Annotated in this window: 13 protein-coding genes; 8 read left to right on the top strand and 5 right to left on the bottom strand. The window is 65.5% G+C overall.

Annotated elements, in window-relative coordinates; genetic code table 11:
* Positions 1-15 precede the first annotated feature (15 nt).
* The 8 genes from CIT37_RS26535 (at position 16) to CIT37_RS26500 (ending at position 9175) form a co-directional block, all read left to right on the top strand.
* Positions 16-1050, top strand: coding sequence for an ABC transporter permease (locus CIT37_RS26535; protein WP_095426600.1), 1035 nt, complete (start codon positions 16-18; stop codon positions 1048-1050).
* On the top strand, positions 1047-1895 hold the full coding sequence (locus CIT37_RS26530) for an ABC transporter permease (protein ID WP_018315991.1): 849 nt from the start codon (positions 1047-1049) through the stop codon (positions 1893-1895). Before CIT37_RS26535 ends, CIT37_RS26530 begins: the two co-directional genes overlap by 4 nt.
* On the top strand, positions 1892-3562 hold the full coding sequence (nikE, locus tag CIT37_RS26525; protein WP_095426524.1) for a nickel ABC transporter ATP-binding protein NikE: 1671 nt from the start codon (positions 1892-1894) through the stop codon (positions 3560-3562). The genes CIT37_RS26530 and nikE overlap by 4 nt, the downstream gene beginning before the upstream one ends.
* A gap of 138 nt (positions 3563-3700) precedes the next feature.
* Complete coding sequence (locus tag CIT37_RS26520) at positions 3701-5302, top strand: ABC transporter substrate-binding protein (RefSeq protein ID WP_028142474.1); 1602 nt, start codon at positions 3701-3703, stop codon at positions 5300-5302.
* A 17-nt stretch (positions 5303-5319) separates the two neighbouring features.
* Positions 5320-6261, top strand: a complete 942-nt coding sequence (locus CIT37_RS26515; RefSeq protein ID WP_028142475.1) for an ABC transporter permease — start codon at positions 5320-5322, stop codon at positions 6259-6261.
* Positions 6258-7181, top strand: coding sequence for an ABC transporter permease (locus tag CIT37_RS26510; RefSeq protein ID WP_028142476.1), 924 nt, complete (start codon positions 6258-6260; stop codon positions 7179-7181). The genes CIT37_RS26515 and CIT37_RS26510 overlap by 4 nt, the downstream gene beginning before the upstream one ends.
* 15 nt (positions 7182-7196) lie before the next feature.
* Complete coding sequence (locus CIT37_RS26505; RefSeq protein ID WP_028142477.1) at positions 7197-8186, top strand: ABC transporter ATP-binding protein; 990 nt, start codon at positions 7197-7199, stop codon at positions 8184-8186.
* Positions 8183-9175, top strand: coding sequence for an ABC transporter ATP-binding protein (locus tag CIT37_RS26500; protein WP_028142478.1), 993 nt, complete (start codon positions 8183-8185; stop codon positions 9173-9175). Before CIT37_RS26505 ends, CIT37_RS26500 begins: the two co-directional genes overlap by 4 nt.
* Before the next feature lie 90 nt (positions 9176-9265).
* Here CIT37_RS26500 and CIT37_RS26495 read toward each other — a convergent pair whose 3' ends face one another.
* The 5 genes from CIT37_RS26495 to CIT37_RS26475 form a co-directional block, all read right to left on the bottom strand.
* Positions 9266-9553: a YciI family protein gene (locus tag CIT37_RS26495; protein WP_095426525.1), complete on the bottom strand. Its 288-nt coding sequence runs from the start codon at positions 9551-9553 to the stop codon at positions 9266-9268.
* 73 nt (positions 9554-9626) lie between these two features.
* Positions 9627-10604, bottom strand: a complete 978-nt coding sequence (locus tag CIT37_RS26490) for a sugar ABC transporter substrate-binding protein (protein ID WP_028142480.1) — start codon at positions 10602-10604, stop codon at positions 9627-9629.
* 42 nt (positions 10605-10646) lie between these two features.
* Entirely contained in the window at positions 10647-11624 is a 978-nt protein-coding gene (locus CIT37_RS26485) for an ABC transporter permease (protein ID WP_028142481.1), read from the bottom strand.
* Positions 11621-12571, bottom strand: coding sequence for an ABC transporter permease (locus CIT37_RS26480; protein WP_028142482.1), 951 nt, complete (start codon positions 12569-12571; stop codon positions 11621-11623). The genes CIT37_RS26485 and CIT37_RS26480 overlap by 4 nt, the downstream gene beginning before the upstream one ends.
* Positions 12564-14087, bottom strand: a complete 1524-nt coding sequence (locus CIT37_RS26475) for a sugar ABC transporter ATP-binding protein (RefSeq protein WP_028142483.1) — start codon at positions 14085-14087, stop codon at positions 12564-12566. Before CIT37_RS26475 ends, CIT37_RS26480 begins: the two co-directional genes overlap by 8 nt.
* Positions 14088-14096: the final 9 nt, after the last annotated feature.

The following is a 14096-nucleotide window of genomic DNA, read 5'->3' as shown; positions in this document are numbered from 1 at the left end:
AAGGAGCTCTGGAAGGTGAGGACCGGTCTTGGCGCAACGATGGTGCGGGCGGGCGGGCGGCTGCTGTCGTCGCTGCCGGCGCTGTTCGGTGTGCTGGTCTTCACTTTCCTCCTGATGCGCGTCCTGCCCGGCGACCCCGCGGTGTTCTTCGCCTCCGGGCCCAACGCCGGCAAGGAGGAGATCGAGCAGATCCGCAAGCAGATGGGGCTCGACAAGTCGGTGCCGGAGCAGCTCGTGTTCTATCTCTCCGACATCGGCCGCGGCAATCTCGGCCGTTCCATGATGACCGGGCAGCCGGTGCTGAAGGATCTGCGCGAGCGGCTGCCGGCCTCGCTCGAGCTCACCTTCACCGCGCTCCTGATCGCGCTGATCGCCGCGGTGCCGCTCGGCGTGCTCGCGGCCTTGAGGCCGGGCTCCGTCGTCGATCACGGCGTCCGGCTGTTCTGCGCGCTCGGCGTCTGCGTGCCGACTTTTGTGTCGGGCCTGCTGCTGATCTACGTCTTCTACTATCTGCTCGGCCTTGCACCCGATCCGACAGGGCGGATTGACGTCTTCACGTCGCTGCCGCCGCAGCACACCGGGTTTCTCTCGATCGACTTCGTGCTCGCCGGCGATTTCGAGGGCTGGTGGGCGGCCTGCAAGCAGTTGATCCTGCCGGCGGTGAGCATGGCGCTGTTCGTGATTGCGCCGCTGGCGCGGATCACGCGTGCCTCGATGCTGGTCTCGCTCGGCAGTGACTTCGTGCGCACCGCGCGCTCGGTCGGACTGTCCTGGCGCAAGGTGGTCGTGACCTACGCGCTACGCAATGCGATCCTCCCCGTGATCACCATCGCCGGCATCGTATTCTCGACTATGCTGGGCGCCAATGTGCTGGTGGAGAAAGTGTTCTCCTGGCCGGGCGTTGCCTCCTATGCGCTCGATGCGCTGCTGTCCTCCGACTATGCGCCGGTGCAAGGCTTTGTGCTGCTGATGGCCAGCCTGTTTGTGCTGGTCAACCTGGTCGTGGACATCTGCTACGGCATCGCCGATCCCAGGGTGTCGATCGGATGACCAGCGCAACCCTCCGCCATTCGGTCTGGATCCTGCGCGGAAACCCGCTCACCGCCGTTGCCGCCACCGGCGTGCTCCTGTTCGTGCTGGTCGCGATCTTCGGACCGTGGATCGTGCCTTACGATCCCGTGGCCTCCAATGTCTCGGAGGCGTTGCTGCCGCCGAGCGCGGCGCACATTGCCGGCACCGACCAACTCGGGCGCGACGTGTTCAGCCGTCTTATCATCGCCGCGCGTCTAGATCTTGCCATTGCGGTCTCGGCCGTCGGCATCTCCTTCGCGATCGGAGCCGTGGTCGGCTCGTTCTGTGGCTATGCCGGTGGCCGGCTCGATCGCGGCGTCGGCCGCTTCGTCGACGTGATGATGGCCTTTCCGCTGTTCGTGCTGGCGATGGCCATGGTCGCAGCCCTCGGCAACCGGATCGAGAACATCGTGATCGCGACCGCGATCATCAATCTTCCCTTCTACATCCGCTTCGCGCGGGCCGAGGTCAATGTCCGCCGGAATGTCGGTTGGGTGGAGGCGGCGCGGGCCTGCGGCGAGAGCCATTTCTCGGTGGTGCTGCGCTTCCTGCTGCCGAACATCCTGCCGGCGATGGCGGTGCAGATCTCGCTCAACCTCGGCTGGGCCATTCTCAACGCCGCGGGCCTGTCATTCATCGGTCTGGGCGTCAAGCCGCCGACGCCGGAATGGGGCATCATGGTCGCGGAGGGCGCGCGCTTCATCTCGACCGGGCGGTGGTGGCTGGTCGCATTTCCGGGCCTGGCACTGATGATGGCGGTGCTGTGCTTCAATCTCCTCGGGGACGGGATGCGGGACATTCTCGACCCCCGCATGCGCACATGAGCGAGGCGCTGCTCAGCATTGACGACCTCCACGTCGCGTTCTCGACGCGACGCGGCATGGTCGAGGCCGTGCGCGGCGTGACGCTCACGCTCGAGAAGGGCGAGATGCTCGGCCTCGTCGGCGAGAGCGGCTCGGGCAAGTCTGTGACGGGCTTCGCCACGACGCGGCTGCTCGACGCAGCGGGGCGCGTCACCGGCGGCAAGATCCTGTTTCGTGGACAGGACGTGACCAAACTCAGGGGCGATGACCTTCGTCAGCTCCAGGGAGCCGCGATGTCGATGATCTTCCAGAACCCGCGGGCGGCGCTCAATCCGATCCGGGCCATCGGCCTGCAAATCGCGGACGCGATCCTCACCCACAAGCGGATCTCCAAGGACGCCGCGCGCGCCGAGGCGCTGGACCTGCTGCGCGCCGTTCAGATCCGCGAACCCGAGGCGCGGATGAACGCCTATCCGCACGAGCTCTCCGGCGGCATGTGCCAGCGCGTCATGATAGCGATCGCGATCTCCTGCAATCCCGCGCTGCTGATCGCGGACGAGCCGACCACCGGCCTCGACGTCACCACCCAGAAAGTGGTGATGGATCTCCTGGCGGATATCGCCGCCGCGCGCGGCATGGCCACGATCCTGATCACGCACGATCTCGGGCTCGCGGCGCGTTATTGCCGCCGCATCGCCGTGATGGAACGTGGCCGCATCGTCGAGGAGGCGAGTTCCAGGACACTCTTCGGCGCGCCGCAGCACGCTTATACCAGGCGCCTGGTCGCGGCATCGCCGACCGCGACGTCCCGTATCGAAGACCTCGTGACGGAAGAGGAGAGAGAGCGCTACGCGACTGTCGTCGGCAAGCCCCGAACGGAGCTAGCGCACGGCACGCCGCCGCTCCTGGAAGTGCGAAAACTGGCAAAACGCTTCGACCAGGGCTCTGCTGCGGTGTCCGACTTCTCGATGACCATGGCCGGCGGCGAGAGCGTCGGTCTCGTCGGGGAGTCCGGCTCCGGCAAGAGCACGACGTCGCGGATGATCTGCCGCCTGATCGACCCAAGCGAAGGCGACATCGTGTTCGACGGGCATTCGATCGGACACGTGGCCTCGCGCGACTTTCACCGCTCGCCCTTGCGCAAAGACATCCAGATGGTGTTCCAGGATCCGAATGAGAGCCTCAATCCGCGCTTTACGGCCTTCGATTGTATCGCCCACCCCCTGATGCGGCTTGGCGGCATGCGCCCGGGTGAGGCGCTTCGCGAACGGGTGGAGGAATGCGCCGTGCGGGTGGGATTGCCGCTGGATCTGTTGCCGCGGTTTCCGCACCAGCTCTCTGGCGGCCAGAAGGCCCGCGTCGGCATCGCCCGCGCCATCGCCTGCCGGCCGCGGCTCCTGGTGCTGGACGAGCCGACCGCCGCGCTCGATGTCTCGGTGCAGGCGGTTGTGCTGCAACTGCTCGACCGCTTGCGGCGCGAGAACGACATCGCGCTGCTGTTCGTCAGCCACGATCTCAACGTGGTGCGCATGCTCTGCGACCGCACCATCGTGCTGCGCAATGGCGGAATCGTCGAACAGGGCGAGAGCCGGGCGCTGTTCGACAATCCGAAGACCGATTACACGCGCAAGCTGGTCGAGGCGATCCCGCATATCGAGACCGGCGAGATGCTGGCGGCAGCTCTGTGAGGCCTGGGCCGGCCCAAATGGCGGTGAGATCCCGCTGGCGAAGGTCCGGTTAGTGGCATACCATTTGCACGCCAATGGGTTCTGGTTTCACCTGCTCTTGGCCAACGATGGCCGGCATCACGGCATTGGGAGGATTTCATGGATCGCAGGACCGTATTGAAGGGACTGGCTGGCGCGGGCGGTCTGGCATTGACGGGCCTCTCGGCCCCCGCGATCGCGCAAGGCGCATCAGCCCGCACCCTCCGCTTCGTGCCGCAAGCCAATCTCGCCAATTTCGATCCGATCTGGGGCACGCAATATGTCGTGCGCAATGCCGCCGCTCTGGTCTGGGACACGCTTTACGGCATCGATTCCTCGTTGCAGCCGCAGCGCCAGATGGTCGAGTCCGAGGAGACCTCGGACGACGGCAAGACCTGGACGTTCAAATTGCGCCCCGGTCTCAAGTTTCACGACGGCGAGCCGGTGCTGAGCAAGGATGTCGTCGCGAGCCTGTCGCGCTGGGCTGCGCGCGATCCGATGGGGCTGATGATCCTCGCCAACCAGCAGGAATTGACCGTCGTCGACGACCGCACCTTCAAATGGGTCTTGAAGCAGCCCTTCCCGAAAATGCTCTACGCGCTGGCCAAGAACAACGCGCCGTGCTCCTTCGTCATGCCTGAGCGCATTGCCAAGACCGATCCGTTCAAGCAGATCACCGAGTATGTCGGCTCGGGTCCGATGAAATTCGCCAAGGGCGAATGGGTCCCCGGCGCCAAGGCCGTGTTCGAGAAATTCGCAGACTACGTCCCGCGGCAGGAGAAAGCCTCCTGGCTTGCCGGCGGCAAGCAGATCCTGGTCGATCGCGTGGAATGGATCGTGATGCCGGATCCGGCCACCGCGGCCGCCGCCCTGCAGAACGGCGAGGTCGACTGGTGGGAGAATCCGATCGCCGATCTCGTGCCCGTGCTGAAGAAGAACAAGAACATCAGCGTCGACATCGGCGATCCCCTCGGCAATATCGGCTCGTTCCGCATGAACCATCTATTCGCGCCGTTCAACGACGTGCGGGCGCGGCGCGCGGTGCTGATGGCGATGAGCCAGGAAGACTACATGCGCGCGATCGTCGGCGACGACAACGCATTGTGGAAGGCGTTGCCGGGTTTCTTCACGCCGGATACGCCGCTCTACAGCGAGCTCGGCGGCGAGATCCTGAAGGGCAAGCGCGATCTCGATGCGGCCAAGAAGCTGCTGGCCGAAAGCGGCTATTCCGGCCAGCCGGTGACTTGCTTGGTGGCGCAGGATCAGCCGATCACCAAGGCGCAAGGCGACGTGACCGCGGATCTCCTGAAGCGGCTCGGCATGAATGTCGACTTCGTCGCGACGGACTGGGGCACGGTCGGCTCGCGCCGCGCGGCGAAGACGCCGCCCGGGCAGGGTGGCTGGAACATGTTCCACAGCTGGCACGCCGGCGCCGACTGCATCACGCCCGCCGCCTATACCGCCATCCGCGCCAATGGCGAAAAGGCCTGGTTCGGCTGGCCCAATAGTCCGAATACCGAGAAGGAGATCACGACCTGGTTCGACGCCAAGAATATCGAGGAAGAGAAGGCGGCGATCGGGCGGGTCAACAAGGCGGCGCTCGAGGATGTCGTCTATGCGCCGACCGGCTTCTTCCTGACCTACACGGCCTGGCGCAAGAACGTCTCCGGCATCACCAAGGGGCCGCTGCCGTTCTTCTGGGGCGTGTCGAAGTCTGCATGATCGTGCGTTGAGGCCAGATGCTCTCCTATATCCTCCGTCGCATCGTCGCGACCCTGCCGGTCATGGCAATCGTCGCGCTGTTTGTGTTCAGCCTGCTCTACATTGCGCCGGGTGATCCCGCGGTGGTGATCGCGGGCGACCAGGCGAGTCCGGAGGATGTGGAGCGCATCCGCCAGAGCCTCGGTCTCGATCGGCCCTTCCTGGTCCAGTTCGGAGGCTGGGTCTGGCGCATCCTGCACGGCGATCTCGGCACCTCGATCTTCACCAATCTGCCGGTCTCGGCGATGATCGGACAGCGCTTAGGGCCGACGCTGTCGCTGATGATCGTCACGCTGCTGCTCACGATCGTGGTGGCAGTGCCGCTCGGCGTGGTGGCGGCCTGGAAGGCCGGCAGCCTGATCGACCGCGTCATCATGGGCTTTGCCGTTTTCGGCTTCTCGCTGCCCGTCTTCGTGGTCGGCTACATGCTCGCCTACATCTTCGCGCTCGAGCTCGAATGGCTGCCGGTGCAGGGCTATACGCCGCTCACGCAAGGCTTCTGGCCGTGGCTCGAGAACCTGATCCTGCCCGCGATCGCGCTCGGCTGCGTCTACATCGCTCTGGTGGCGCGCATCACGCGCGCCGCCATGCTCGAAGTGTTGCAGCAGGACTATATCCGCACCGCGCGCGCCAAGGGCCTCGGGCAGGGCGGCATCCTGTTCATTCACGCGCTGAAGAACGCGGCGGTGCCGATCGTGACCGTGATCGGGATCGGCATCGCGCTCCTGATCGGCGGCGCGGTCGTCACCGAAAGCGTGTTCGCGATTCCGGGTCTCGGTCGGCTCACGATCGACGCGATCCTGCGCCGCGACTATCCGGTGATTCAGGGCATCGTCCTGCTGTTCAGCTTCGTCTACGTCCTCGTCAATCTGATGATCGACGTCATTTATACGCTCGTTGACCCGAGGATCCGCTATTGACCGACACGACCATCAATCCGCAGGCGCTCCCGGCCGGGCTCGTTCTTGCGCCACAACTGCCGGAAATCCTGCGGCCGGTCACGATCCGGCGCGGCTTCGTCGGGTTTTTGCGCGGCCATCCGACGGTCGCCATTGGTGGCGCGCTGCTGCTGACGCTCGTTCTTATCGCGGTCTTCGCGCCTTATCTCGGAACGGTCGATCCGACCGCGCTCGCCCCCGCCAAGCGCACGCGTGCGCCGTCCGCCGATTTCTGGTTCGGCACCGACGTGCTCGGCCGCGACATCTACTCGCGCGTGCTGTTCGGTGCGCGGGTCTCGCTCACGGTCGGCCTGTCGGTCGCGATCTTCGCATCCGTGGCCGGCCTGGCCATCGGCATGGTCTCCGGCTTCATCCGCTGGGCCGACGGCATCCTGATGCGCTTCATGGACGGGTTGATGTCGATCCCGCCGATCCTGCTGGCGATTGCGCTGATGGCGCTGACGCGCGGCAGCGTCGGCAACGTCATCCTCGCCATCACGGTTGCCGAGATCCCGCGCGTTTCGCGGCTCGTGCGCAGCGTGGTGCTGTCGCTGCGCGAGCAGCCCTATGTGGATGCCGCGGTCGCCTGCGGCACGCGCACGCCGATGATCATCCTCCGTCACATCCTGCCGAATACGCTGGCGCCGATGCTGGTGCAGGCGACCTACATCTGCGCCAGCGCCATGATCACCGAGGCGATCCTGTCCTTCATCGGCGCCGGAACACCGCCGACCATTCCGTCCTGGGGCAACATCATGGCCGAGGGCCGCGCGCTGTGGCAGGTCAAGCCCTACATCGTGTTCTTTCCGGCGGCCTTCTTGTCCGTCACCGTGCTTGCGGTGAATCTGCTCGGCGACGGCCTTCGCGATGCGCTCGATCCGCGCATGGCCAAGCGTCTCTGACCGGGGCTGATCGCGATGGCGCTGCTCGAAGTCGATAACCTCCAGACTCATTTCCGCACCCCCGGCGGCATCAACCGCGCGGTGGACGGGGTGTCTTTCCATGTCAACGAGGGCGAGACGCTGGCCATCGTCGGGGAGTCCGGCTGCGGCAAGTCGGTGACATCGATGTCGCTGATGCGGCTGATCCCGGAGCCGCCGGGCAGGATCGCAGGTGCGATCCGCTTTGCCGGGAGAGACCTGCTACAACTCTCCGATCGCGAGATGCGCGCGATCCGTGGCAACGACATCTCGATGATCTTTCAGGAGCCGATGACCAGCCTCAATCCGGTTCTGACCGTCGGCCGGCAGATCCGCGAGACGCTGATGATCCATCAGGGCCTGGACAAGCAGGCGGCCGAGGCGCACGCGATCGAGATGTTGACGCTGGTCGGCATTCCCGAGCCGAAGCGGCGCGTGCGCGAATATCCGCACCAGCTCTCCGGCGGCATGCGCCAGCGCGTGATGATCGCCATTGCGCTGGCCTGCAATCCCAAGCTTCTCATTGCCGACGAGCCGACCACCGCGCTCGACGTGACGATCCAGGCGCAGATCCTGAAGCTGATGCTGGACCTCAAGCGCCGTGTCGGCGCGGCCATCATCCTGATCACCCACGACCTCGGCGTTGTCGCCGAGATCGCCGAGCGCGTCATGGTGATGTATGCGGGCCGCAAGGTCGAGGAGGCGCCGGTGGCGGAACTGTTCCGCTCGCCGCGTCATCCCTATACGCAAGGCCTGTTAGGTGCGGTGCCGCGGCTCGGCTCGTCGCTCACGGGCACGGCAAGACGGCTCGCCGAAATTCCCGGGCAGGTGCCCGATCTCAGAAAGCCGATCACCGGCTGCGTCTTTGCCGGTCGCTGTGCGCTCGCGACCGATCTGTGCCGCCAATATGCGCCGGGGCTCGAGGAGAAGGGCCCTCGTCACGTCGCCGCCTGCCACTATGCGGCCAAAGGAGCTGTCGCGGCATGAGCCCTCCGCTGCTCCAGGTCAACGACCTCAAGAAGCACTTTCCGGTCAAGTCCGGCCTGTTCGGCCGCAAGTCCGAATTCGTCTATGCGGTCGACGGCGTCTCCTTCGAGATCGCGCGCGGCGAGACGCTGTCGCTCGTCGGTGAGTCCGGCTGCGGCAAGTCGACGGTCGGCCGCGCCATCTTGCGGCTGTTCGACATCACCGCGGGCCAAGTCATCCTCGACGGCCAGCGTATCGACGACGCACATCCGGGCACGATGCGCCAGATGCGCCGGCGCGTGCAGGTGGTGTTCCAGGATCCGTTCTCCAGCCTCAATCCGCGCATGCGAGTGCGTGACATTCTGGCCGAGCCAATCCGGAATTTCGGCCTCGCCAAATCCGCCGAAGATCTCGAGGTCCGCGTCACCTCCCTGATGGACACGGTGCGGCTGCCGCGCGAGGCGCTGAACCGCCGGCCGCACGAGTTCTCCGGCGGCCAGCGCCAGCGCATCGGCATCGCGCGGGCGCTCGCGGCCGAACCCGAGCTGATCGTGTGCGACGAGGCGGTCTCGGCGCTCGACGTCTCGGTCAAGGCGCAGATCGTCAATTTGCTGCAGGATCTCCAGAGCGAGTTCGGGCTCGCGCTGCTGTTCATCAGCCACGACCTCGCGATCGTCGAGCACATGACCCACCGCGTCGCCGTGATGTATCTCGGCAAGATCGTCGAGATAGCGCCGCGCCGAGAGATCTTTGCCGCGCCAAGGCATCCCTACACCAGAGCGCTGCTGTCCGCGGTGCCGCTCCCCGAGCCGGGCGCCCAGCGCAATCCCATCATCCTCAAGGGCGACGTGCCGAGCCCGATCAATCCGCCGAAGGGATGCCGCTTCCACACTCGCTGCCCGCTCGTCTTCGATCGCTGCCGGGTCGAAGAGCCGGTGCTTCGCGCAGTTGGGACCGAGCAGTGGGTGGCCTGTCATCTCGAAGACGGAGCTGTGGCGACGAGCGGCTGAAGGGTGAGATTCGCGCCGGAAATTCGTCAGCAAAAACAACCCCATTCTACTGTGCATGGGGTTGTTTTCGCATTTTTGATGGGGCCGGCCTCAACCCTGCCGGCGCAGGAAGCTCGTGATCGTGACCTTTTCCCAGATGCCGGCGGCGGCAAAGGGGTCGGCGCGATTGAAGGCTTCGACTTCGCCACGACCCGGTGCCTCGATCAGGAACAGGCTGCCGATCATCGTCTGACCATCGTCGGAGACGAGCGGCCCCGACATCACGATCTTGACGCCGAAGCGCGAGGTGTCGCTGAGGAAAGCCTTGTGGGCATCGTAATTGGCAAGCCGGGTCGGCAGCGCGCCGGCGCGGTCGACGGCGTGAATGGCGAACAGCATGGTGGTCTCCGTTTCTTGACTCGGTTCTTGGGACGGCCGCCGCGACGGCCGTCCGAGATTGTCGTGAGTGCGCTTACTTCGCGCTGAGCTTGCCGGCCTCCTCGAAGGTCGGGCAGGTCCGCTGCTCCAGCGGCACGTCGAACGGCCCAAAATTGTCCTTGGTGATGACAGTCGGCTTCAGCACGATCTCGGCGATGACGGGCTGGTTGCGCAAGGACCGGATCGCCATCATGGTGCCGAGGCAGCCTTGGGCAAATCCGTTGTAGTCGCCGCTCGCGAGCAGCTTGCCGGACTTGATCGCGTCGATCGCCTCCTTGGTACCGTTGATGCCGATCACCTGGGCCTTGCGGTTGGCGCCGTCGAGCGCCTCGATCGCGCCGACCGCCATGGCGTCGTTGGCCGCCAGCACGCCGTCGATCTGCGAATTCGACTGCATCAGGTTCTCCATCACCTGGAGCGCCTGGAGGCGCTGGTAGTTACCCGGCTGCGACGCCAGGAGTTTCGCACCGGGGGTCTCCTTCAGCGCGTCGTTGAAGCCGCGGACGCGATCGACATTGGTCAGCGAGCCCTTGACGCCCTCGATGATGACGATGTTGCCCTTGCCGCCCAGCGTCTTGAGCAGGAAGCGCGCGGTCTCGAGCCCGAGGCTGTAATCGTCGGCGCCGACGAAGGAGAGGAACTTGCCGCCCGCGGAGCGGTCGGTGATGTTGACGACGGGGATCTTGGCCTCGTTGATCTTCTCGACCCCGGGCACCATCGCCTTGTAGTCAACCGGCGTGAACACGATCGCGCTCGGCTTCTTCACGACGACGTCCTCGATCTGGCTCAGCTGCTCCGGGATGCTGTCGGGCTTGGTCGGGATGTATTGCAGCGTCTTGGCGTTCAGCGTCTTCGCCATGTTGTCGGCGCCGACCCGCACCGTCTGGAAGAACGGGTTGGTCTGGTTCTTGGTGAAGACGGCGATGGTCTCGCCGTCGGCGCGCGCCTCGCTGGTGAACGCGGCCGCCATCAGCAGCGGCAGTGCGAGGTAAGCCAGTTTCTGTTGTCTCATGTTGCCTCCATCCCTCATTTTGCTTGTTGGAACTCAATGAACTCATTGCGCGCGGCGGCGGGTCTTCATGTCGAGCCACACCGCGAGAATGACGATGATGCCTGTCACCAGCGGCTGCCAGTTGGCGCTGACCGAGAGCAGGTTCATGCCGTTCAGCACCAGCGTCAGGATCAGCGCGCCGATGAAGGTGCCGAACACGGTGCCGACGCCGCCGAACAGCGAGGTGCCGCCGATCAGAACGGCCGCGATCGCCGGCAGCGTCAGGCTCTCGCCGATATCGGCCTCGGCCGAATTGAGCCGCGACAGGAAGATGATCGAGGCAAGTCCCGCCATGGTGCCTGAGACCGCATAGACCAGCAGCAGGCGGCGCGGGACCGGAATGCCGGAGAGGCGCGCGGCGACCGGATTAGCGCCGATCGCATAGATCTCCTGGCCCCAGATCGTCCGTTGCGCAAACAGCGTCCCGATCCCGAGGAACACCAGCAGCAGATAGACCGGGATGGGCAGGCCGAACAGATAACCGCTGCCGATCTGTCGGAAGCCCGCCGGGAAGCCGTGCAGCGTCTCGCCGGCCATGTACCAATAGGTGAGGCCGTTCAGCACCCAGAGCATGCCATAGGTGGCGATGAAGGAGGGGATGCGCAGCGCGGTGACCATGACGCCGTTGAGCAGGCCAACGATGCCGCCGCAGGCAAGCCCGGTGAGGATGCCGAGCGCCGGCGAGCCGGTCTTGTGGATCACGGTCCCGGCGATGCAGGCCGACAGCGCAACATTGGCGCCAACGGAGAGGTCGAGGCCGGCCGTCAGCACCACCAGCGTCAGGCCGGAGGCGATGAAGAAGGTCAGGCTCGCCTGCCGGAGCACGTTGAGGATGTTGCCGAGGCTCAGGAAGGAATCGCTGAGCACGGCGAGCACCGCGCAGATCAAGAGGGCCGCGAGCAGGCGATAGAACACCTGGATCGCATCCTGCGACAGGAAGGAACGGGGCGGCATCATCGCCTCTTTGGTGATGTCGGTCATGCCCGGCTCCTGAGACCATCGAGGAACAGCGCGACGATGACGAGGACGCCGACGCTTGCGACCTGCACCGAGGACGGCAGCGAGATCAGGTTCAACCCGTTGCGCAACACGCCGACCGAGAGGACGCCGAGCAGGGTACCGAGCAGCCAGCCATTGCCGCGCTCGAACGAGGTGCCGCCGACCGCGACGGCGGCGATGGCATCGAATTCAAGTCCGAGGCCGGCGGTGGGGTGGCCGGAATTCATCCGCGCGGTCATCAACAGGCCCGCGATGCCCGCCATGGCGCCACCGATCGCGTAGACCGCGATCAGCAGACGGTTCGGCGAGAGGCCGGCATAGCGCAGCGCCTCGCGATTGCCGCCGAGTGCGAAAATGTAGGTGCCGAAGCGGGTGTGATAGAGCAGGCCGTGGAACGCCGCGTAGGTCACGAGAGCCATCACGATCGGCACGGGAATGCCGAGCAGCGTCGCTGAATAAATGTCGCGGACGCCGTGGGGGATGCCGACCACGCTCTGGCCGTCGCTGACGATCAGCGACAGGCCCTGCGCCATGCCGAGCGTACCGAGCGTGGCGACGAAGGGCGGAATGCCCAGGATCGCCACCAGCCAGCCGTTGGCGACGCCGAAGGCCGCGCCGACCAGCAGGCCGGCGCCTAAACCGAGCAGCATCGATTTGGTGGCGAGCGACACGATCGCGACGCAGAGCGAGGTCAGCGTCAGCACCGCGCCCATCGACAGGTCCAGCCCCTCGGTCATGATGATCAGCGTCATCGGCAGCGCGAGCATGGTCAGGATGGTCGACTGCACGAGCACGTTGGAGAGATTGGCGACCGACAGAAATCCCGGCGCGATCACGCTGAACAGCGTGACCAGGAGCACGAGCACGATGGCAACGCCGGGAATGCGTTGCAGCGGATTGGGCTGTGAAACGACCGCGGCTTCACGCATGATGCATCCCCAGTCGCACGATGTTCTCCTCGGTCAGTTCGTTGCGGTTCAGGTGGCCGGCGATGCGCCCCTCGCGCATCACATAGGCGCGGTCGCAGACATGGCAGATCTCGACCTGTTCGGACGAGATCATCAGCGCCGCCGCGCCTTCCGCGACCAGGCGGTCGATCAGCGCAAAGATCTCGGACTTGGCGCCGATGTCGATGCCGCGCGTCGGCTCGTCGAAGATGAAGAGCTTTGAGCCGGCCGCCAGCCATTTGCCGATCACGACCTTCTGCTGGTTGCCGCCCGAGAGCAGGCCGACGGTCTGACGCGCACTCGGTGTCGCGATCCTCAATTGCCGGATCAGGGCATCGGAGGTGCGCTGCGCACCGCGCTGGTCGAACAGCCCGCTCGGGAACAGCTTTCGCAGCGCCGACACCACCAGATTGTCGCTCACCGAGCGCAGCAGCGCGAGACCTTCGCTCTTGCGACTCTCCGGGATCAGCGCGATGCCGCGGCGAGCGGCGAGGTCCGGCTCGCCGGAGATGGCCTTGCCGTCGAAGATGATCTCGCCCGACGTCACGGGATCGGCGCCGAAGATGGCGCGTGCGACTTCGCTGCGGCCCGAGCCGACCAGGCCGCACAGGCCGACGATCTCGCCGCGGCGCACCTCGATGTTGATGTCGGAGATGCCGGTCGAGGCGGTCAGGCCCTTGACCTCGAGCAGCAGCTCGCCAGGCTTGTCGGCAAAATTGCGCGGATAGGTCATGTCGACGTTGCGGCCGACCATCATGCGGACGAGCTGGTCCGGCGTGACGTCGGCGGGCCGGACGCCGTCGATGCGTCGGCCGTCGCGCAGTACCGTGATACGATCACCGAGTGCGAACACTTCGGCCATGCGGTGCGAGATGTAGACGATCGACACGCCGTCGGCCTTCAGCCGTGCGATCAGGGCAAACAGCAGCTCGGTCTCGCGGTCGGACAGCGCCGCGGTCGGCTCGTCCATCACGAGGATGCGGGCGTCCTGGCTGATCGCCTTGGCGATCTCGACCATCTGCTGCTGCGCGACGCCGAGCTTGTCGACGATGGTGGAGGGATCGATGTCGAAGCCGATGGTGTCGAGCACGCGCTTTGCGTCAGCCAGGATCTTGCGGCGGTCGATGGCGCCGGGGATGTGGCCTTTCGGCTCGCGGCCGAGGAAGATGTTCTGTGCGATATCGAGATAGGGGACCAGCGAGAATTCCTGGAAGATCACGGCAATGCCGAGCTTCTGCGCATCCGCGGTCGAGGAGATCGCGACCTTCTTGCCCTCAAAATAGAACTCGCCAGCGTCGGCGCGGTAGGCACCGCACAGCACCTTCATCAGGCTCGACTTGCCGGCGCCGTTCTCCCCGAGCAGCATGTGGACTTCGCCGGGGTAGACGGCAAAGGACACGTCATCCAGCGCCTTGACGCCGGGAAACTCCTTGCTGATGCCGCGCAGCTCCAGCAGCGGGGTGGGCGAGGTGACCTCGATCGGAAGCGCGTCGCTCATGCCTTGTCA

The organism is Bradyrhizobium ottawaense (assembly GCF_002278135.3).
GTDB lineage: Bacteria > Pseudomonadota > Alphaproteobacteria > Rhizobiales > Xanthobacteraceae > Bradyrhizobium > Bradyrhizobium ottawaense.
Note: the sequence above shows the minus strand (reverse complement) of the source record. Positions and strands in the feature narration are given on the sequence as shown.